General features: G+C 71.2%; 21 protein-coding genes. 6 read left to right on the top strand and 15 right to left on the bottom strand.

Going from position 1 to position 18,479, the window contains the following annotated elements; translation table 11 throughout:
* Positions 1-2: 2 nt before the first annotated feature.
* From CRP49_RS04715 to CRP49_RS04725, 3 genes are read right to left on the bottom strand one after another with little or no spacing between them, the layout of a single operon-like run.
* Positions 3-1,010 (bottom strand): methionine synthase, encoded by a 1,008-nt coding sequence (locus tag CRP49_RS04715; protein WP_097252277.1) that lies wholly within the window; start codon positions 1,008-1,010, stop codon positions 3-5.
* Positions 1,011-1,041: 31 nt separating this feature from the next.
* On the bottom strand, positions 1,042-1,740 hold the full coding sequence (locus CRP49_RS04720; RefSeq protein WP_097252278.1) for an SDR family oxidoreductase: 699 nt from the start codon (positions 1,738-1,740) through the stop codon (positions 1,042-1,044).
* A 7-nt stretch (positions 1,741-1,747) separates the two neighbouring features.
* Entirely contained in the window at positions 1,748-2,287 is a 540-nt protein-coding gene (locus CRP49_RS04725) for a TIGR00730 family Rossman fold protein (RefSeq protein ID WP_097252279.1), read from the bottom strand.
* A 51-nt stretch (positions 2,288-2,338) separates the two neighbouring features.
* On the opposite strand from CRP49_RS04725, the gene CRP49_RS04730 reads away from it, so the two are divergent.
* Positions 2,339-2,662, top strand: coding sequence for a DUF427 domain-containing protein (locus CRP49_RS04730; RefSeq protein ID WP_097252280.1), 324 nt, complete (start codon positions 2,339-2,341; stop codon positions 2,660-2,662).
* 37 nt (positions 2,663-2,699) lie between these two features.
* Entirely contained in the window at positions 2,700-3,482 is a 783-nt protein-coding gene (locus CRP49_RS04735; protein WP_097252281.1) for an alpha/beta fold hydrolase, read from the top strand.
* Between the two features lie 9 nt (positions 3,483-3,491).
* Here CRP49_RS04735 and mnmA read toward each other — a convergent pair whose 3' ends face one another.
* A complete protein-coding gene (gene mnmA / locus CRP49_RS04740) occupies positions 3,492-4,622 on the bottom strand; it encodes a tRNA 2-thiouridine(34) synthase MnmA (protein ID WP_097252282.1) in 1,131 nt (376 codons plus the stop codon).
* 60 nt (positions 4,623-4,682) lie between these two features.
* Between mnmA and CRP49_RS04745 the strand changes: the two genes are divergently transcribed.
* Positions 4,683-5,366, top strand: coding sequence for an N-acetylmuramoyl-L-alanine amidase (locus CRP49_RS04745; RefSeq protein WP_097252283.1), 684 nt, complete (start codon positions 4,683-4,685; stop codon positions 5,364-5,366).
* A 64-nt stretch (positions 5,367-5,430) separates the two neighbouring features.
* On the opposite strand, the gene CRP49_RS04750 is transcribed toward CRP49_RS04745, so the two are convergent.
* The 3 genes from CRP49_RS04750 to CRP49_RS04760 form a co-directional block, all read right to left on the bottom strand.
* Positions 5,431-6,600 (bottom strand): cysteine desulfurase family protein, encoded by a 1,170-nt coding sequence (locus CRP49_RS04750; RefSeq protein WP_097252284.1) that lies wholly within the window; start codon positions 6,598-6,600, stop codon positions 5,431-5,433.
* Between the two features lie 157 nt (positions 6,601-6,757).
* A complete protein-coding gene (locus CRP49_RS04755) occupies positions 6,758-7,036 on the bottom strand; it encodes a DUF4190 domain-containing protein (protein ID WP_097252285.1) in 279 nt (92 codons plus the stop codon).
* Between the two features lie 32 nt (positions 7,037-7,068).
* Entirely contained in the window at positions 7,069-7,236 is a 168-nt protein-coding gene (locus tag CRP49_RS04760; RefSeq protein WP_097252286.1) for a hypothetical protein, read from the bottom strand.
* A gap of 145 nt (positions 7,237-7,381) precedes the next feature.
* On the opposite strand from CRP49_RS04760, the gene CRP49_RS04765 reads away from it, so the two are divergent.
* The gene (locus CRP49_RS04765; RefSeq protein WP_097252287.1) at positions 7,382-8,008 is read left to right on the top strand and encodes a TetR family transcriptional regulator; all 627 of its coding nucleotides are present in this window, start codon (positions 7,382-7,384) and stop codon (positions 8,006-8,008) included.
* Positions 8,009-8,133: 125 nt separating this feature from the next.
* Here CRP49_RS04765 and CRP49_RS46725 read toward each other — a convergent pair whose 3' ends face one another.
* Both CRP49_RS46725 and CRP49_RS04775 read right to left on the bottom strand, forming a co-directional pair.
* Positions 8,134-8,526: a hypothetical protein gene (locus tag CRP49_RS46725; RefSeq protein WP_097252288.1), complete on the bottom strand. Its 393-nt coding sequence runs from the start codon at positions 8,524-8,526 to the stop codon at positions 8,134-8,136.
* 140 nt (positions 8,527-8,666) lie between these two features.
* Positions 8,667-9,647 (bottom strand): YafY family protein, encoded by a 981-nt coding sequence (locus CRP49_RS04775; RefSeq protein WP_097252289.1) that lies wholly within the window; start codon positions 9,645-9,647, stop codon positions 8,667-8,669.
* Between the two features lie 372 nt (positions 9,648-10,019).
* Between CRP49_RS04775 and CRP49_RS04785 the strand changes: the two genes are divergently transcribed.
* The gene (locus CRP49_RS04785; RefSeq protein WP_097257189.1) at positions 10,020-10,610 is read left to right on the top strand and encodes a TIGR03086 family metal-binding protein; all 591 of its coding nucleotides are present in this window, start codon (positions 10,020-10,022) and stop codon (positions 10,608-10,610) included.
* A 3-nt stretch (positions 10,611-10,613) separates the two neighbouring features.
* Here CRP49_RS04785 and CRP49_RS04790 read toward each other — a convergent pair whose 3' ends face one another.
* Complete coding sequence (locus CRP49_RS04790) at positions 10,614-11,477, bottom strand: thioesterase family protein (RefSeq protein WP_097252290.1); 864 nt, start codon at positions 11,475-11,477, stop codon at positions 10,614-10,616.
* 205 nt (positions 11,478-11,682) lie between these two features.
* Between CRP49_RS04790 and CRP49_RS04795 the strand changes: the two genes are divergently transcribed.
* Positions 11,683-12,960 carry an esterase family protein gene (locus tag CRP49_RS04795; RefSeq protein ID WP_097252291.1) on the top strand — a complete coding sequence of 426 codons (1,278 nt, stop codon included), beginning with the start codon at positions 11,683-11,685 and terminating at the stop codon, positions 12,958-12,960.
* On the opposite strand, the gene CRP49_RS04800 is transcribed toward CRP49_RS04795, so the two are convergent.
* From CRP49_RS04800 to CRP49_RS04820, 5 genes are all read right to left on the bottom strand, one after another.
* A complete protein-coding gene (locus CRP49_RS04800) occupies positions 12,869-13,528 on the bottom strand; it encodes a trimeric intracellular cation channel family protein (protein WP_097252292.1) in 660 nt (219 codons plus the stop codon). The genes CRP49_RS04795 and CRP49_RS04800 overlap by 92 nt on opposite strands.
* Before the next feature lie 65 nt (positions 13,529-13,593).
* Positions 13,594-14,985, bottom strand: coding sequence for a M1 family metallopeptidase (locus tag CRP49_RS04805; protein WP_097252293.1), 1,392 nt, complete (start codon positions 14,983-14,985; stop codon positions 13,594-13,596).
* A 99-nt stretch (positions 14,986-15,084) separates the two neighbouring features.
* The gene (locus tag CRP49_RS04810; protein WP_097252294.1) at positions 15,085-16,338 is read right to left on the bottom strand and encodes an ABC transporter ATP-binding protein; all 1,254 of its coding nucleotides are present in this window, start codon (positions 16,336-16,338) and stop codon (positions 15,085-15,087) included.
* Positions 16,335-17,429, bottom strand: coding sequence for an ABC transporter ATP-binding protein (locus CRP49_RS04815; RefSeq protein ID WP_097252295.1), 1,095 nt, complete (start codon positions 17,427-17,429; stop codon positions 16,335-16,337). Before CRP49_RS04815 ends, CRP49_RS04810 begins: the two co-directional genes overlap by 4 nt.
* Entirely contained in the window at positions 17,426-18,433 is a 1,008-nt protein-coding gene (locus tag CRP49_RS04820) for an ABC transporter permease (RefSeq protein WP_097252296.1), read from the bottom strand. The genes CRP49_RS04815 and CRP49_RS04820 overlap by 4 nt, the downstream gene beginning before the upstream one ends.
* Positions 18,434-18,479 lie beyond the last annotated feature (46 nt).

Genomic DNA, 18,479 nt, shown 5'->3' on the forward strand with positions numbered 1-18,479 from the left:
CGTTACTCTGGGTTGTCCGCGAGTGATCTCGCCGCCCGGACGCAGTGGGCGAGCACCTGGCGTGCGTAGGCGGGAGAAGCGCCCGCGAGACCGCATGCGGGGGTGACCGTGACCGCCTCCGCGAGCAGCCCCGGATGCAGCCCCAGCCTGCGCCACAGCGTCCTGACACCCATGACGCTACCGGCAGGGTCTGACAATGGGCCGTCCGTGCCGGGCACGACACCTGCGAACAGCCGGGTGCCGCCTTCCACGGCCTCGCCGATGGCGTCGTCGTCACGTTCGGTGAGGAGCGAGAAGTCGAAGGAGAGGGCGGCCGCGCCGGCCCTGCACAGCAGGGCGAACGGGACGTCGGGCGCGCAGGAGTGGACCACGACGGGTTCGTCGCCGTGCACGCCGATGACGTCCCTCAGGGTCGCCTCCACGATCTGCCGGTCCACGGCCCGGTGCGTGCGGTAGCCGCTGGCGGTGCGGACCTGTCCGCGCAGTACGGCGGTGAGGGAGGGCTCGTCGAGCTGGAGGACGAGCCGGGCACCCGGGATGCGGCGCCGTACCTCGGCGAGGTGCAGCCGCAGGCCCTCCGCCAGCGAGCCGGCGAGGTCGCGGCAGGCGCCGGGGTCCGACAGGGCGGACTCGCCGTTCCTCAGCTCCAGGGCGGCGGCCAGCGTCCACGGCCCGACCGCCTGCACCTTGAGGTCGCCCTCGTACCCCTGGGTGAACTCCTCCAGGGCGTCGAGGTCCTCGCCCAGCCAGGACCGGGCCCGCTTGGTGTCGCGGCCGGGCCGGTCGCCGATGCGCCAGCCGCTGGGCTCCACGCGCGCGTACAGCTCGACGAGCATCCCGGCAGTGCGGCCGATCATGTCGGCGCCGGGGCCGCGGGCGGGCAGCTCGGGCAGAAACGGGAAGTCCTCGAAGCTGCCGGTGGCGGTCTTGGCGGCCTCCCGGGCGTCCCCGCCGGGCAGGGAGCCGACACCGGTGGCGCCCGGGAACCTGAACTCGCTGTTCTCACTCACCTCGGCAGGGTATGCCGACGCACCAGGGGGCTCAGCGCCCCGGTCGCACCGTCAGGTCGTTCACCTCCGCGTCCCTCGGGAGGTCCAGGGACATCAGGATCGTCGTCGCTACCGACTCGGGGTCGATCCACTGGGCGGGGTCGTAGTCCTTGCCCTCCTGCTGGTGGACCTTGGCCTGCATGGGGCTGGCCGTGCGGCCGGGGTAGACGGAGGTGACGCGGACGCCGTTGCCGTGCTCCTCGTGGCGCAGGGAGTCGGCGAGGGCCTTCAGACCGTGCTTGGAGGCGGCGTACGCGGACCAGCCGGCCGATGCGTTGAGTCCGGCACCGGAGTTGACGAAGATCACGTGGCCGCGGGCGGCGCGGAGCTGGGGCAGGAAGTGCCGGGTCAGCTCGGCGGGGGCGATCAGGTTGACGTTGAGCTGGTGACGCCAGGACTTGGGGGTCAGCTCGCCGACCTCGCCGAGGTCCACGACTCCGGCGATGTGCAGCAGCGAGTCGACCCGGTCCGGGAGCGACTGATGGGAGAAGGCCCAGGAGAGCTTGTCGGGGTCGGCCAGGTCGCCCACCAGGGTGCGCGCCCCGGGGAACTCGGCGGCCAGCTCCTTCGCGCGGCCCGCGTCGCGCGCGTGCAGGACGACTTCGTCCCCGCGCGCGTGCAGACGGCGGGCGACGGCCGCGCCGATGCCGGAACCGGCCCCGGTGATCACATGAGTAGCCATGCCCGCCATGCTCGCATCACCGGGCGCCGTACGACTCCTCCAGGTAGGCCAGCGCGGCCGCCGGCTCCTCGGCGAAGAACACCAGGTCGGACAGCGGGCGGGGCAGGAAGCCCTCCTCCTCCATGCGGCGGAACTGTTCGCGCAGGCCGTCGTAGAAGCCGGCCGTGTTCAGCAGCACGACCGGCTTCTCGGTGTGGCCGTGCTTCTTGAGTTCGAGGATCTCGGTGGCCTCGTCGAGCGTTCCGGTGCCGCCCACCATGATCACCACGGCGTCGGCCTTCTCCAGGAGCAGCTTCTTGCGTTCGGCGAGGTCGGCCGCGATGAGCATCTCGTCGGCGCCGGGCCAAGCCTTCGCCGACAGGAACTCGACCGAGACGCCGAGCAGCCTGCCGCCGGCCTCGTGCACCCCGTCGGCGACCACCTTCATCAGACCGACGTTGGAGCCGCCCCAGACCAGGGTGTGCCCGCCCTTGCCGAGCAGTTCCGCGAACTCGCGCGCGGGGCGCGTGTAACGCTCGTCGAGATCGGCCGCGGAGAGGAAGACGCAGATGTTCATGTCCCCCACCGTACGCGGGAAGAAGTACGGGCCCTCGCGCGCTGTTCCTACATGACCACAGGACACACGATCACCATCGAACGAGGCGAGCAGCACGTGCGCGTGGTGCACGGCGACCAGGTGCTCGCGGAGACCGACCGTCCCCTCGTACTGCGCGAGACGGGCTCTCCGGTGCGGTACTACATACCCGCCGAGGACGTCCGCCTGGACCTGCTCACGCCCTCCGACACCCACACCGTCTGCCCCTTCAAGGGCACCGCGTCCTACTGGTCGCTGCCGGACGCGCCCGACCTGGTCTGGGCGTACCCGGACCCGAAGCCGGACGTGGCGGAGATCAGGGACCACTACTGCTTCTACGAGGCCGACGTGTCGTGACCGCTGAATTCCATGCCGTACGGCAGTCTGCACCGGCATGGACAAGATGACGACTTCCCGCGACGGCACCTCCCTCGCGTACGGAGTGATCGGCCAGGGGCCGACGGTGATCCTGGTGAGCGGCGCGATGTCCACCGGCGGCACCGTGACGCCCCTGGCGCACCGGCTCGCGGACCGCTGCACGGCCGTCGTCTACGACCGCCGGGGTCGCGGCGAGAGCGGTGACACCGAGCCGTACGCGGTGGAGCGCGAGGTCGAGGACCTGGCCGCGCTGATCGAGGCGGTGGGCGGTGCGGCGGCGTTGTTCGGGGTCTCCTCGGGCGGTGCGCTGGTGCTGGAGGCGGCGGCGAGCGGCCTGCCGGTGCGCCGGGCGGCCGTGTACGAGGTGCCGTTCGCGGACTTCCTGGCGGGCGGCGCCGAGCGGGAGGCCACGTACAAGGAGCAGCTGAACAAGACGCTCGCGGAGGGGCGGCGCGGGGACGCCGTGGAGCTGTTCCTGCGGCTGACGGGCCTCGGCGAGGAGATGATCCAGGGGGCCCGCCAGTCGCCGATGTGGGCCGGTATGGAGGCCGTCGCGCCGAGCCTGGCGTACGACGACGCGGTCATGGGCGACGGCCTGCTGCCGCGCGCGCGGCTTGCCGCGATCTCCGTGCCCGTCCTCGTGGCCGCGGGCGGGGCGAGCCCCGAGTGGATGCTCGGGGCGAACCGCGCGCTCGCGGAGGCGGTGCCCGAGGGCACGTACCGCGTGCTGGAGGGTCAGACCCACATGGTGGAACCGGAGGTCCTCGGCCCGGTGCTGGCCGACTTCCTCACCCGCTGAGCGGGCCGGTCACACCGCCGCTGCGGCCGCGCGCGTGGTCGACGCGATCGTGGCCGAGCCCACCACGCGTGTGTTGTCGTACAGCACGATCGCCTGGCCCGGGGCGACGCCGCGGACCGGCTCGGTGAAGCTGACGCGCAGTTCGCCGTCGACCAGTTCCGCGGTGACCTCGGTCTCGCCGCCGTGGGCGCGCAGCTGGGCGGTGTAGGTGCCGGGGCCGGTCGGGGCGGTGCCGCACCAGCGGGGCCTGATCGCCGTCAGCGCGGTGACATCCAGGGCGGCGGCCGGGCCGACGGTCACCGTGTTGGTCACCGGGGAGATGTCGAGGACGTAGCGCGGCTTGCCGTCGGCGGCCGGGGTCCCGATGCGCAGCCCCTTGCGCTGGCCGATGGTGAAGCCGTACGCGCCCTCGTGCGTGCCCACCGTGGCGCCGGACTCGTCGACGATGTCGCCCTCCGCCTTGCCGAGGCGGGAGGCCAGGAAGCCCTGGGTGTCGCCGTCGGCGATGAAGCAGATGTCGTGCGAGTCGGGCTTCTTGGCGACCGCCAGACCCCGGCGCTCGGCCTCCGCGCGGATCTCCTCCTTGGTGGTGACCGTGTCGCCGAGCGGGAACATCGCGTGGGCGAGCTGCTTGTCGTCCAGGACCCCGAGCACGTACGACTGGTCCTTGGCCATGTCGGAGGCGCGGTGCAGCTCACGGGAGCCGTCCTCGCCCACGATCACCTTCGCGTAGTGACCGGTGCAGACGGCGTCGAAGCCGAGGGCCAGCGCCTTGTCCAGCAGCGCGGCGAACTTGATCTTCTCGTTGCAGCGCAGGCAGGGGTTGGGGGTGCGGCCGGCCTCGTACTCGGCGATGAAGTCCTCGACGACGTCCTCGCGGAAGCGGTCGGCGAGGTCCCACACATAGAACGGGATGCCGATGACGTCGGCGGCGCGGCGGGCGTCGCGCGAGTCCTCGATGGTGCAACAGCCCCGCGCGCCGGTGCGGAAGGACTGGGGGTTCGCGGAGAGCGCGAGATGGACGCCGGTGACGTCGTGGCCGGCTTCCGCGGCCCGCGCGGCGGCGACGGCGGAGTCGACCCCGCCGGACATGGCGGCGAGGACGCGGAGGGGGCGGGGGCGCTGCGGGGTGTCAGTCATAGCCCTTCCAGAGTACGGGGGCGCGGGAACCGGGGCCGCCGGATATCCGTTGACGATCACATGGGGGCGACGAGTGAGACCACCGAGGGGACGACCGAGGCGGCGGCGAAGGACGGGGACCGGCGGCTGGGGCGGCGGGCCCTGCTCATCGGCGGGGCCGCGGCCGCCGTGGGCACGGCCGTGCTGGCCCGCGACGAGCTGTCCCGTCTGTGGTGGCGGCTGCCCGGGGTGGAGAAGCCGCGGGTGGCCGGGGCCGTCGACTTCCGGGGCGCGCGCTGGGTGGCGGCCTCACCGGCGAACTACCGGCGGGCGGACCGGCCGGACGACTACCGGATCGACCGGGTGGTCATCCATGTCACGCAGGGCGGGTACGCGTCGGCGGTGAAGGTCTTCCAGGACCCCGCGCACGGCGCCGCGGCGCACTACATCGTGCGCAAGGACGGCCGCATCACCCAGCTGATCCGCGAGCTGGACGTGGCCTTCCACGCGGGCAACCGGGAGTACAACGAGCGCAGCGTCGGCATCGAGCACGAGGGCTTCGTGGAGGACCCCTCCTCCTTCACGGACGCGATGTACGCGGCCTCGGCGCGGCTCACGGCCGCGATATGCGGGCGCTACGGCATACCCGTCGACCGGGAGCACGTCATCGGGCACGTGGAGGTGCCGGGGACGGACCACACGGACCCCGGGCGCCACTGGGACTGGGACCGCTATCTGGGGCTGGTGCGGCGGGCGCGGGCCTGAGGCGCGCCCCACCGGGCCTGAAGCGCGCCCCACCCCGGGCCTACGTCAACCCCGCGCACAGGCCCTACGTCAGCCCCGCCGCCCGGGCCCGCTCCACCGCCGGACCGATCGCCTTCGCGAGGGCCTCGACGTCCGCGTCCGTGGAGGTGTGGCCGAGGGAGAAGCGCAGGGTGCCGCGGGCCAGGTCCGGGTCGGTGCCGGTGGCGAGCAGGACGTGGCTGGGCTGGGCGACGCCCGCGGTGCAGGCGGAGCCGGTGGAGCACTCGATGCCCTGGGCGTCCAGCAGGAGCAGCAGGGAGTCGCCCTCGCAGCCGGGGAAGGTGAAGTGGGCGTTGGCCGGGAGGCGGCCCTCGGGTGCCGGGTCGCCGCCGAGGATGGCGTCCGGCACCGCCGTGCGGACGGCGTCGATCAGCTGGTCCCGCAGGGCGCCGATCTCGCGCCCGAACCACTCTCGCTGCTCGGCGGCCACGCGGGCGGCCACCGCGAAGGAGGCGACGGCGGGGACGTCGAGGGTGCCGGAGCGGACGTGGCGCTCCTGGCCACCGCCGTGCAGGACGGGTACGGGGGTGTACTCGCGGCCGAGGAGCAGCGCGCCGATGCCGTACGGGCCACCGATCTTGTGGGCCGACACCGTCATCGCGGCGAGGCCGGAGGTGCCGAAGTCGACCGGGAGCTGACCGAAGGCCTGGACCGCGTCGGCGTGCAGGGGGACGCCGAACTCGCCCGCGACGTCGGCGAGTTCGCGGACCGGCATGACGGTGCCGATCTCGTTGTTGGCCCACATCACGGTGGCCAGGGCGACGTCGTCGGGGTTGCGGGCGATGGCCTCGCGCAGCACCTCGGGGTGGACGCGGCCGTGGGAGTCGACGGGGAGGTATTCGACGGTGGCGCCCTCGTGTTCGCCGAGCCAGTGCACCGCGTCGAGTACGGCGTGGTGCTCGACGGGGCTGGCCAGGACGCGGGTGCGGGCCGGGTCGGCGTCGCGGCGGGACCAGTACAGGCCCTTCACCGCGAGGTTGTCGGCCTCGGTGCCGCCCGAGGTGAGGACGACCTCGCTGGGGCGGGCGCCCAGTGCCTCGGCAAGGGTTTCGCGGGACTCCTCGACCGTGCGGCGGGCCCGGCGGCCGGAGGCGTGCAGGGAGGACGCGTTGCCGGTGATGCTCAGCTGGGCGGTCAGGGCCTCTGCCGCCTCCGGGAGCATCGGGGTCGTGGCGGCGTGGTCGAGGTAAGCCATGGTGAGCCGATTCTACGGCGCCCTGTTCATCGACCTTGCTCGAGGTTGGGTACGGCCGTGCGCCTTGCCTGTGCTGCGGCTGGGGTCGGTGGCGGCGCGCCCGGCAGTGGCGGCAGTACAGCCGTGCCCCGTCGTCCTCGGGGCTCTCGGCTGTTGGTCACAGGCTCCACGAAACCGTGTGGGACATCTCCATCGCGATCACCAGGACCGCCAGGTCCGCCACGCCCAGGGTCAGGCCGAGGTAGGCGCGGCCGCGGCGGTTCGTGCCGCGCCAGAGGGCGACGGCGGCCAGGGCGATGGCGATCGGGCCGAGGAAGATGTTGAGGACGAGCAGGCCGAGCAGGCCGAGGATGAAGGACGCCACGGCCATCCCGTCGGCGTCCCGCGCCTGCGAGCGGGTGTCGGTGCGGCCGGTGGCCGGTGCGGTGAGTTGCATGGTGCTCAGCTCCTGGAAGTCGTTCCGGAAGGTCAGTTGGCCGAGGTGCCGCGACGGCGGCCGTGGCGCTCGCGGATCGCGAAGACGGCGAGCCAGGCGGCGATGACAGCGGCACCGGCGACGGTGACGGTCAGCGGTGCGTGAGCGACGGTGCCCAGCACGACGCCGAACAGCATGAGTGCGACAACGAGGAACAGCATGGGATCAGATCCCCCCTCCGGGATGCCTTGGGTTTGACCCCTGTGAAGTTTCGGTGAACAGTTGTAGTAACACTTGTTCACTGACTTCGAGTCTAGCGCGCCCCGCGGCTTTCCAATTCCAGAGAACAGTTGTTAACTGGATGACATGAGTCACACCCTCGGCATCCGGCAGGCCCAGAAGCAGAAGACCCGGCAGGCTTTCCTGGACGCGGCGCTCGCGCTGCTGGAGGAGCAGAGCCTGAGCAGCCTCGGTCTGCGCGAGGTCACCCGCGCCGTCGGTGTCGCCCCGACCGCCTTCTACCGGCACTTCCGCTCCACCGCCGACCTCGGCGTCGCCCTGGTCGACGAGGCTCTCGGCAGCCTGCACCCGATGGTGCGGACGACGGTGTCCACGGCGGGCGACAGCGAGGAACGCATCACGCGCGCGATCGAGTTGATCGCGCACCACGTGGACACCCATCCCGCCCACGTCCGTTTCATCGCCCGCGAGCGGCACGGCGGGGTCCAGCCCGTGCGCGAGGCCATCCAGTCCCAACTGGCCCGGTTCGCCGAGGAGGTGAAGGCCGAGCTGGCCAAGGACCCGCAGGCCGAGGGCTGGAGCGACGACGACCTGCTGATGCTCGCGCACCTCTACGTCGACCAGATGCTCATCACCGCCTCGCTCTTCCTGGAGACGCTGGAGGGATCCGAGGACGAGCGGGAGCGCGTCGCCCAGATCGCCACCCGGCAGATGCGGCTCATCAGCATCGGCCGCCGGCACTGGCTGGACTGACCGGCCGCGGCACACGCGCAGGGGCGGCACGCCCGTCCCGCCGAGCGCACCGCCCCTGCCGTCGTACGGCCGTACGGCCCTACAGATCAGCCCTGCAAATCGGCTCTATCGATCAGCCCCGCCGATCAGCCCTGCTGGGCCTGTCCCCCAGCCTGCCCACCGGTCTGGCCACCGCCCGGACCGCCGCAGCCGCCACCCTGCCCAGCGCCCTGCCCACCACCGGGACCGCCCTGCCCGCCGCCGGGCGCGCCGCTCGGCATGCCCGAGGGCGCACCGCTCGGCCGGGCCGACGGCGACCCGGTCGGCTTGACCGTGGAGGCGCCCGAAGGCGCGCCGGACGGTGCCCCGCTGGGCCGGCGGCCCGTGCCACCGGTCGGCATGCCGGACGGCGCCTGGCAGGCCTGCTGGCCGGAGGTGCCACTGGTCGAGGAGGACGAGTCGCCCGAACCGCACGCGGTGAGCAGCAGCGGGGACAGCGCCAGGAGGGCGACGGCGGGGACGAGGCGTGCACGCTTCATGGGAGTCAGCTCCGCGGAAGATGAGGGAATCCTGAGGCGGGCACTCAACCAACGGCGGTTAGGGCGTTCTTGGGCCCGCCCTGTGCCTCGCCTGTCGATCGGGTAAAGCGCACCCCAAGTACCCCCGCCCACCTGGGCTTTCACCCGTCGCTCGGGCCATCCCCCTGGTACAAGGCCGTGACAGAACCGACCGCCCGCAGCAGCTCCGCGCGCGCCTCGGGCGGGTCGAGTATCTGCACCTGGTCGGAGAACGCGAGCAGTTGGCGCACGGCGCGCAGCACCGGGTACGACAACCGGGCCGTGACCCACTCGCTCTCGCCGTCGTCGTCGGGGAGTTCGGCCAGCTGCGCGGCGGCCATGCGCTGGAACATGTCGAGTCGCTCGCGCCGGAGCCGTACCGTGACGTCGATCCCGTCCTCCGGCCGCTCCTCCACCTGGCGGCGCAACACCTCCCAGACGTCCGCGAGTTCGACACCGGGCCGGCGCCGCACCGGATCGTCCAGCAGGCGTGCCGAGCGCACCCGGTCGGCGCGGAACAGCCGGGGCGCGCCGCGCCGGTCGGCGACCAGGTACCAGACCCCGGCCTTGGCGACCAGGCCGTAGGGGTCCACGGTGTACGTGCGCGGCTCGCGCTCACCACTGTGCCGGTAGCGCAGCCTCAACCGCCGGTCGAGGAACACCGCGTCCTGGAGCACCTCCAGGTCGACGGCCTGTTGCGGGCCGGTGCGCCAGCGGGTGGCGTCGACCAGGATGCGGCGGCTGGTGACCTCGGCGGCGGGCCGGTGCGGGGCCGGCAGGGCCGCCATCACCTTGCGCAGGGCCGAGCCGAGCGCCGCGTCCAGACCGAGTGCGGCGTGGGCGCCCTGGGCGGCCAGGATGAACAGGGCGCGGGACTCGTCGGCGGTGAGGCCGGTGACGTCCGTGCGGAATCCGGCGAGGAGTTCGATGCCGCCGTGCCGGCCGCGCTCGGCGTACACGGGGACGCCGGAGGCCGACAGCGCCTCGATGTCCCGGTAGATGGTGCGGACCGACACCTCCAGCCGGTCGGCGAGTTCGTGTGCGGGGACACGGCCCCGGGTCTGCAGGAGCAGCAGGATCGACAGCAGCCGGTCGGACTTCACGCCGACAGGATCCCGCCGAGCGGGTGGCCGGAGCAATCGACGGCGACGGTGACGGGCAGACCGTGCCGCTGTTTCGTCGACGACGTCGAGGGCGACCGCTGGGCGGCGGCGTACGACGAGGTCAGGCCACGGGTACTGAAGGCCTGGGAGAGCGACGACCGGATGACGTCACCGGTGCGCGTGCCGTGGGGCGAGATTCCGGGGCGGGCCGCCGAAGGAGCCGACAGCTACGGGCGACTGGCCGGCTGGCTCGGCCGCAGGCCGCTCGGCCGAGCCCGACCCGAGCAGGTGGTGACACCGGGCCGAAATCCTGACGGAAACTGTCAGGTTATCGAGGGAGCCTCACTGCACCGACCGACAGAGAGGCACCCCATGAACACCATCGACCCGCGTCCCGTCTACACCCGCGCCACCGAGCAGGCGGCCGCGCTCATCAAGACGGTGCGCCCGGAACAGCTCGACGGCCCCACGCCCTGTACCGAGTTCGACGTACGGGCCCTGCTGAGCCACATCGTCGGCGGCACCCGGCGGATCGCCGTGGTCGGCGAGGGCGGCGACGGACTCGCGATCCACCCCTCCGCCGAGGGCGTCGCGGACGACGGCTGGGCGGCCGCCTACGACGAGGTGCGCGTCCGCGTCCTGAAGGCCTGGGAGGCCGACGAGCGGATGACGAGCCCGGTGCGCGTGCCCTGGGGCGAGGTCCCCGGCCATGCGGCGCTCTCCGGCTACGTCATGGAGATCGTCACCCACACCTGGGACCTCGCCGAAGCCCTCGGCCACCGCGAGGAACTCGACCCGGAACTGGCCGAGTTCGCTCTCACCACCGCCCGCCAGGTACTGCCCGACTCCCGCCCCCGCGACGAGCAGACGCCCTTCGACGCCCGCCACCAGGCACCCGAAGGAGCGGGCGTCTACGAGCAGCTGGCGGCCTGGATGGGCCGCCGCCCCCTCGACCGGGGCTGACGGTCAGGCGAGTCGGGCTCGGGCGAGCTGGCGGGACTGGGCGACCAGGCGGTCCTCGCTGTCCCAGACCTCCGCGTCCTCCTCCAGGAAGCCGCCGGCCAGGTTGCGCGTGGTGATCGACACGCGCAGCGGGCCGGGGGCCGGGCGGTGGCGGACGTGGACGGTGAGTTCGACCGTGGGCACCCAGCCCTTGAGGCCGATCTCGAAGGCGGTGGGCGGAAGGGCGTCCACCGCGAGGAGGAGGGAGAGCGGGTCGGCGTCGCGGCCGTCGGCGAGGCCGAACCAGGCCCGCATCTCACCCTTGCCGGAGGGTGCGCCGAGCGCCCAGCCGAGGGTGGCAGGGTCCAGCTTGAGCATCAGCCGGTCGGTGATGGCCGAGCTGCCCGGGATCGGGGCGGGCGAGTCGTCCGGGCCGAAGCACTGCTCCAGCGGCGGGATGGCCGGCGGGGTCGCCGTCGTACGGACGTCGTCGGGGAGGGTGGTGAGGTCGCCGTAGGAGGCGAGGACGCGGATGCGTTCGACCTCGTTGCCCTCGTCGTCGTACTGGAAGAGCGAGGCCTGGCCGGTGGAGAGGGTGCGGCCGGTGCGGACCGGCTCGGTGCGGATGACCGCCGGGCCCGGCTGGGACGCGGTCAGGTAGTGCGCGGAGATGGTGAACGGGTCCGGGTGCGGCAGGGTGTCCGCGAGGGCCCGGCCGAGCACGGCCAGCAGATAGCCGCCGTTGACGGCGTTGATGATGGTCCAGCCGGCGGAGAGGTCGATGTCGTAGACCCCGGGCTCGCGCCGGGTGACCGCCGTGTCGCGGTCGAACTCGCTGTCGCCGATCACGGCCCGCGACGGGGAGGGTGCGGAAGCTGCTTCTGGCATGCCTGAACGGTACAACAGGAAATTACTAAGCGGTAGCTTTGGATGTTGCGGGCAGATGACATGATCCCGCCGGGCGGATGACAGGATGGGCCGAGGCCACCCGCCGGGTGCCGAGGCCCCCCTGCCGGGTGAGGTTCCGGCAATTTCTAGGTAAGTGTCCCGACACGTCCACAACCCCGGGCCCCTGTTTCCCCTCTATGGGGACATGAGCCTCACCGGGACTCCGTTCCTCTACACGACCATCGTGCTCTCCGTGGTCGCCGTCATATTGCCGCTCGTCCTGTGGTCGAGGATGCGGGGGCCCAAGCCCCTGCGCGTCGCAGCCCGGGTGCTGATGCTGCTCTTCGCCCAGGGCACGGCCGTCACGCTGGTCTTCGTACTGGTCAACAACCAGAACAACCTGTACGACAACTGGGCCGACCTGTTCGGCACCGGCAACCACGTCCAGCAGGCCGCCGACCTCGGTCGCGACGGCACCGGCGGCATAGCGCTGAAACGGTTGCCCAAGGTCAAGCAGAACTTCGAGCCGGCCGACGGACCCGGCATGCACGCGGCCGGCGGGGTGCGCGTCACCCAGCTCAAGGGCCGGGTCTCCGGCGTGAACGCCGAGGTCTACGTCTGGCTGCCGCCGCAGTACAACGAGCCGGCCTACCGCAACAAGAAGTTCCCGGTCGTGGAACTGCTGCCGGGCTACCCCGGCTCGGCGAAGGCCTGGTTCGGGTCGATGAAGACGCACGAGCAGCTGCTGCCGCTGATGAAGAGCGGCCAGGTGGCGCCCTTCATCCTGGTCGCCCCGCGCACCAACCTGCTGGCGGGCGTGGACACCGGCTGCGCCAACATCCCGGGCCAGGTCAACGCCGACACCTGGCTCAGCATCGACGTGCCGAAGATGGTCATGGACAACTTCCGGGCCCAGCCGGCACCGCAGGGCTGGGCAGTGGCCGGGTACTCGGCCGGCGCGCACTGCGCGGTCAAGCTGGCCGTGGCGCACCCGGACCGGTACCGGGCCGCGGTGAGCATGTCCGGCTACAACGACCCGATCGGCGAGCGCAACTCCCTCGCCGCCCAGAACCCCACCCTGCGCGCCGAGAACAATCCTTACCTGCTTCTCAAGAAGGCGGCCGTACCGCCCCGGATCGCGCTGTACTTCTCCGGCGAGTCCGGCGACGGCTACCAGGCGGGCGTGGCGCTGGAGTCCATCGCCAAGGCGCCGACGACCGTGCACGTGGTGTTCCTGCCGCGCAGCGCGGGCGGGCACACCATGGCGCTGTGGCGGCCGCAGGTCACCACGGTGTTCCGCTGGCTGACCCTGCAGATGGGCCAGAACCACGCCAGAGGGGCGGACCGGTCCCTCACCGGGTCCAACGGGTCCCTCACCGGGTCCGCCGGGTCTACTCCTCTGACACCGTCGACCGGCGGTTCCACGCGCGCGGCGCTCGCCAGTGGAACCTCATCGCCAGCAGGCGCAGGACGAAAGCGGTGACGACCGCGAGCCCGCTGGTGAACGACGTCAGGACGTCGTAGTGGATGCACAGCACCACCATGGTGGCGCCGACGATCGCCGGGACCGCGTACAGGTCGCGGTCCCAGCGCAGCAGCGAGGGAACCTCGTTGGCGAGCACGTCCCTGAGCACACCGCCGCCGACCGCGGTGGCGAGGCCCAGGGTCGCGGACGCGGTCAGGTTGAGGCCGTAGGAGTACGCCTTCGTCGTCCCGGTGACAGAGAACAGGCCGAGGCCGGCCGCGTCGAAGACGAGGACCGCCGACTGGATGCGCTCCACGTGCGGATGCAGGAAGAAGACCACGAGCGCGGCGAACAGCGGGGTGAAGAAGTACCCGAGGTCCGTGAAGGCGGCCGGGGGTACGGCCCCGATGATCACGTCGCGGAACAGCCCTCCGCCCAGCGCGGTGACCTCGGCGAGTACGGCGATGCCGAAAACGTCGAAGTTCTTCCGGACGGCCAGCAGCGCGCCGGAGATCGCGAACACGAAGATGCCGATGACATCGAGCGTGTGCTGGACGGAGGGACTGAAGAGTTGCTGGAGCTGCACCCTGACATTCTCACCCGTCAAGGGGTGTGAACCTTACAAAGCCAGGCCAGCCAGGCCGGTCGGGCCTAGAGACTCGGCTTCCCTGTCGTGAACAGCCAGGTGTCGAAGAGGTCGTCGAGCTGCTGCCCGCTGATCCGCTCGGCGAGGCGGACGAAGTCGGCCGTGTCCGCGTTGCCGTACCGGTGGAGCCGGGTCCAGGTGGGCAGCAGCTTGAAGAACGCCTGGTCGCCGATCCGTTCCCGCAGTGCCTGGAGGGTCATCGCGCCGCGCTGGTAGACGGCGGAGGCGAACATCGTGTCGCGCTGCGGGTCGGCCACCTTGATCTGCCAGAAGGCCGCGTCGGCGGGGCGGGCGTTGTAGGCGGCGAGGAAGGAGTCGTGGGCCGAGCGGGTGCCCTGGTGCTCCGCCCACAGCCACTGGGCGTAGGTGGCGAAGCCCTCGTTGAGCCAGATGTCCTTCCACTGGGCCACGCTCACCGAGTCACCGAACCACTGGTGGGCCAGCTCGTGCACGATGGTCGTCTCGTTGCGCACGGCCGAGTAGGCGGGCTTGCTCTGCACCTCCAGCGAGAACCCGGCCTCGGGCATGTCGTCGACGATCGCGCCGGTCTCCTCGAAGGGGTACGGCCCGAAGACCTGCGACCAGTAGTCGGTGGCGGCGGCCGTGACGGCGTACACGTCGACGTTGTTGCTGTTCTTCAGTACGGGGTCGATGGCGACGTAGATCGGGGTGCCGCCCGGGGTGCGGCCGGTCCGCACGTCGAACTTCCCGATGGTGGCGGTGGCGAGATAGGTGGCCATGGGCCTGCTCTCGCGCCAGTGCGTGTACGTCGAGTCGCCCCGGTCGTACGTCGACACGAGCCGGCCGTTGGAGACGCCGGTCAGGCCCTTGGGCGCCTTGATCCGGATGTCGTAGGTGGCCTTGTCGGCGGGGTGGTCGCTGGACGGGAACCAGGTGGAGGCGGCGTTGGGCTCACAGGCGACGAAGACGCCGTCGGCGGTCTTCATCCAGCCGTACTTCGACCCGAAGACGATGGGGCCGCCGAGGGGCTCGGGTATGCCGCCGTAGGTGACGGTCACGGTGAAGTCGCGGCCCCTGGCGAGGGTTCCGCGCGGAGTGACCGTGACCTCGTCGCCGTCCCGCGTGAACTGGGCGCGTCTGCCGTTGACTTCGACCTTCGTGATCTCCAGCTGCTGCAGGTCGAGGTCGAAGGAGGAGAGGTTCTGGGTTGCGCGCGCGGTGAGGGTCGTACGGCCGTCCAGGCGGCCGGAGTCCGGGTCGTAGGCGATGTCGAGGTTGTAGTGGCGGGCGTCGAAGCCGCCGTTGCCGAGCTGCGGGAAGTAGGGGTCGCCGATGCCGGGTGCGCCCGCGGTGGGGGCGGGGGCGGCAGCGATGACGAGGAAGGAGGCCGCCGCGGTGGCGAGGGTCCCTAAGCGTGCCGAACGGGAGAGTGCCATGGTCGTCCCTTTCGATCGTGTACCGGTCGGTGGACGGACACGGACGACTCTGCACTCTCCCGTTCATGCATGTACATGACTTTGCCCAGTTGTCATGTGCTACTTGTCGGTTGACTCCTGGGCGTCGGTCTCGGGAGCCTCGGCGGCTGCCTCTTCGGTCGCGGCCTCCTCGGTCACGGCCTCCTCGGTCGCCTCCGGCGTGGCCGCCGCTTCCGCGGACTCCTCCAGCACCGAGTCCGGCACCAGTTCGGACGCCTCCTTCGCCGCCGAGAGCAGGACCGTGTCCTGGGGGGCCTGGTCGGCGAAGTTCTCCGGGTGGTGGCAGGCGACGCGCTGACCGGGCCTCAGCTCCACGAGCTGCGGCTCGGTCGTTCTGCAGATCTCCGTCGCCTTCCAGCAGCGGGTGTGGAAGCGGCAGCCGGAGGGCGGGGCGATGGGCGAGGGCACGTCGCCGCGCAGCAGGATGCGCTCGCTCTTCTGGCCCCGGCGCTTCGGGTCGGGCACCGGCACCGCGGACATCAGCGCCTTGGTGTACGGGTGCATCGGCGCCTCGTACAGCGAGGTGCGGTCGGCGAGTTCGACGATCTTGCCGAGATACATCACCGCGATCCGGTCCGAGACGTGCCGGACGACGGAGAGGTCGTGCGCGATGATCACGTAGGTGAGGCCGAGTTCCTGCTGAAGGTCGTCCATGAGGTTGACGACCTGTGCCTGGATCGACACGTCCAGCGCGGAGACCGGCTCGTCCGCCACGACCAGCTTCGGCTTCAGGGCGAGCGCCCGGGCGATGCCGATGCGCTGGCGCTGGCCGCCGGAGAACTCGTGCGGGTAGCGGTTGTAGTGCTCGGGGCTCAGACCGACCAGTTCGAGCAGCCGCTGGACCTCCTTCTTCACCCCGCCCTCGGGCTCCACGCCCTGCAGCCGGAAGGGCGCGGAGACGATCGAGCCGATGGTGTGACGGGGGTTCAGGGAGCCGTACGGGTCCTGGAAGATCATCTGGATGTCGCGGCGCAGCGGACGCATCTGCCCGGTGCTCAGCCGCGTGATGTCCTGCCCGTCGAAGGTGATCGTGCCACCGGTCGGGTCCTGGAGGCGGGTGATGACCCGGCCCATCGTCGACTTGCCGCAGCCCGACTCGCCGACCACGCCCAGGGTCTCGCCCTTGCGCACCTCGAAGTCGATCCCGTCGACGGCCTTCACCGCGCCGACCTGGCGCTGGAGCAGGCCCTTCTTGATCGGGAAGTGCTTGGTCAGACCCTCGACCCTGAGCAGCACCTCACGGTCCTCGGGAGCCGACCCCTGCTGCGGGATCACGGCCTCGGCGACGGTGTCCGTCTTCTTGGTCTCACTCACAGCTTCGGCGCAATCTCTTCGGTCCAGATCCGCTGACGGTCCTCGGCCGGGAGGTGGCAGGCGGACCAGTGCCCGGTGTCCACCTGCTCCAGCTCGGGGCGCACCGTGCGGGTGACGTTCCCCTTGGGGATGTCCGCGTACGGGCAGCGCGGGTGGAAGGCGCAGCCCGAGGGGACGTTGATGAGGCTCGGCGGCTGGCCCTTGACCGGGATGAGCCGTTCGGAGGTCTCGCGGTCGATGCGGGGCATCGAGCCGAGCAGGCCCCAGGTGTACGGGTGCTGCGGCTTCTCGAAGACCTCGTCGGCCTTGCCGCGCTCCACGCACCGGCCGCCGTACATCACCAGGACGTCGTCGGCGATCTCGGCGACCACGCCGAGGTCGTGGGTGATCATGATGACCGCGGAGCCGAACTCCTTCTGCAGGTCCCGGATCAGGTCGAGGATCTGCGCCTGGACGGTGACGTCGAGGGCGGTGGTCGGCTCGTCCGCGATGAGCAGCTCGGGGTTGTTGACCAGCGCCATGGCGATCATGGCGCGCTGGCGCATACCGCCGGAGAACTCGTGCGGGTAGCCGTCGACGCGCTTGGCCGGCTCGGGGATGCCGACCCGGTCGAGCATCTCGATGGCCCGGGTGCGGGCCACCTTCTTGCTCACCTTGTGGTGGACCCGGTACGCCTCGACGATCTGGTCGCCGACCTTGTAGTACGGGTGCATCGCGGACAGCGGGTCCTGGAAGATCATCGCCATCTCGCGGCCGCGCAGCTTGCGCACGTCGTCCGGGGCGGCGGCGACCAGTTCCTGGCCGTCCAGCCAGATCTCGCCGGACATCCGCACGTTCTTGCCGCGCGGGCCGAGCCGGTGGAGGCCCATGATGGCCAGCGAGGTGACGGACTTGCCGGAGCCGGACTCGCCGACGATGGCGAGGGTCTTGCCCTTCTCCAGCGAGAAGCTGAGCCCGTCGACGGACTTGACCAGGCCGTCGTCGGTCGGGAAGTGCACCTTGAGGTCGCGGACCTCGAGAAAGGCTTCGGGTGCCTGGCCGGGAGAGGTGGGCTCCCCCACTGCGGCGCCGGTCTTGGAGAGTTCGGTCACGAGAGCCTCACCCGCGGGTCGGCGGCCGCGTAGAGCAGGTCCACCAGAAGATTTGCGATCACGACGAAGAAGGCGGCGAGCAGGGTCACGCCGAGGATGGGCGGCAGGTCGTTGTCGTCGATGGCCTGCACCGCGTACTGACCGATGCCGTGCAGCGAGAACACGTACTCGGTGATCAGGGCACCGCCGAGCAGCAGACCGAGGTCCATGCCGAAGACGGTGATGATCGGGGTGAGCGCGGCGCGCAGTCCGTGCCGGACCACCACCTTGCGCTCGCGCAGGCCCTTGGCGCGGGCCGTGCGGATGAAGTCCTCGTTCATCGTCTCCATCATGCCCGAGCGGGTGAGCCGCGCGTAGATGGCGGAGTACAGGAGCGCCAGCGAACACCACGCCGGGAAGAGGGTGTTGGCCCACTGCGCGGGGTTCTCGGTGAACGGGACGTAGGTGCGGCCGAAGATCGGCCACTGGTAGGTGAAGAGCAGGATCGCCAGGTTGCCCGTGAAGAACATGGGCAGCGAGACACCGGCGAGCGCGACGCCCATGAAGGTGCGGTCGAAGAACGAACGCGGCTTCAGCGCGGAGACGACACCGATCGCCACACCCGAGACCAGCCACAGCACGGCGGCCCCCACGGCCAGCGAGATGGTCACCGGAAGGCGGGAGGTGAGCTGCGGCCAGACCGCTTCGTGGGTCTTGAAGGAGTAGCCGAAGCAAGGTGCGTTGCAGTGCACCGTGGTGGGGCCGAGGTCGTAGGTGGCGCCGGCCACGATCCCCTTGATGAAGTGCCAGTACTGGACGTAGACGGGCTGGTCCAGACCGAGGTTGTGCTTGACCGCGGCGATGTCCGCCTTCGACGGGCTCTTGCCGATGTACTGCTGCGCCAGCTGGTCCGCTGTCTGGCCGGCGAGCCGTGGCAGCAGGAAGAAGATGGCGAAGGTGACCGCGGAGACGACCAGCAGCAGGATCACTGCCGCGAACGTCCGGCGGAGGATGTACGAGATCACGGGGACCGGCGCTGGTGCCCGCGGGCCGCGAAGCCCGCGGGCACCA

Origin of the sequence: Streptomyces sp. Ag109_G2-15, from assembly GCF_900215565.1 — a bacterium.
GTDB classification, from domain to species: Bacteria; Actinomycetota; Actinomycetes; order Streptomycetales; family Streptomycetaceae; genus Streptomyces; species Streptomyces diastatochromogenes.

Excerpts from the sequence above, each read along its gene's own strand:
- CRP49_RS04735 (WP_097252281.1), top strand. The coding sequence starts at position 2,700 with ATGGACAAGATGACGACTTCCCGCGACGGCACCTCCCTCGCGTACGGA.
- CRP49_RS04790 (WP_097252290.1), bottom strand. The coding sequence starts at position 11,477 with ATGCCAGAAGCAGCTTCCGCACCCTCCCCGTCGCGGGCCGTGATCGGC.
- CRP49_RS46725 (WP_097252288.1), bottom strand. The coding sequence starts at position 8,526 with ATGAAGCGTGCACGCCTCGTCCCCGCCGTCGCCCTCCTGGCGCTGTCC.
- CRP49_RS04725 (WP_097252279.1), bottom strand. The coding sequence starts at position 2,287 with ATGAACATCTGCGTCTTCCTCTCCGCGGCCGATCTCGACGAGCGTTAC.
- CRP49_RS04730 (WP_097252280.1), top strand. The coding sequence starts at position 2,339 with ATGACCACAGGACACACGATCACCATCGAACGAGGCGAGCAGCACGTG.
- CRP49_RS04745 (WP_097252283.1), top strand. The coding sequence starts at position 4,683 with ATGGGGGCGACGAGTGAGACCACCGAGGGGACGACCGAGGCGGCGGCG.
- CRP49_RS04805 (WP_097252293.1), bottom strand. The coding sequence starts at position 14,985 with ATGGCACTCTCCCGTTCGGCACGCTTAGGGACCCTCGCCACCGCGGCG.
- CRP49_RS04785 (WP_097257189.1), top strand. The coding sequence starts at position 10,020 with ATGAACACCATCGACCCGCGTCCCGTCTACACCCGCGCCACCGAGCAG.
- CRP49_RS04755 (WP_097252285.1), bottom strand. The coding sequence starts at position 7,036 with ATGCAACTCACCGCACCGGCCACCGGCCGCACCGACACCCGCTCGCAG.
- CRP49_RS04765 (WP_097252287.1), top strand. The coding sequence starts at position 7,382 with ATGAGTCACACCCTCGGCATCCGGCAGGCCCAGAAGCAGAAGACCCGG.
- CRP49_RS04750 (WP_097252284.1), bottom strand. The coding sequence starts at position 6,600 with ATGGCTTACCTCGACCACGCCGCCACGACCCCGATGCTCCCGGAGGCG.
- CRP49_RS04720 (WP_097252278.1), bottom strand. The coding sequence starts at position 1,740 with ATGGCGGGCATGGCTACTCATGTGATCACCGGGGCCGGTTCCGGCATC.
- CRP49_RS04795 (WP_097252291.1), top strand. The coding sequence starts at position 11,683 with ATGAGCCTCACCGGGACTCCGTTCCTCTACACGACCATCGTGCTCTCC.
- CRP49_RS04760 (WP_097252286.1), bottom strand. The coding sequence starts at position 7,236 with ATGCTGTTCCTCGTTGTCGCACTCATGCTGTTCGGCGTCGTGCTGGGC.
- mnmA (WP_097252282.1), bottom strand. The coding sequence starts at position 4,622 with ATGACTGACACCCCGCAGCGCCCCCGCCCCCTCCGCGTCCTCGCCGCC.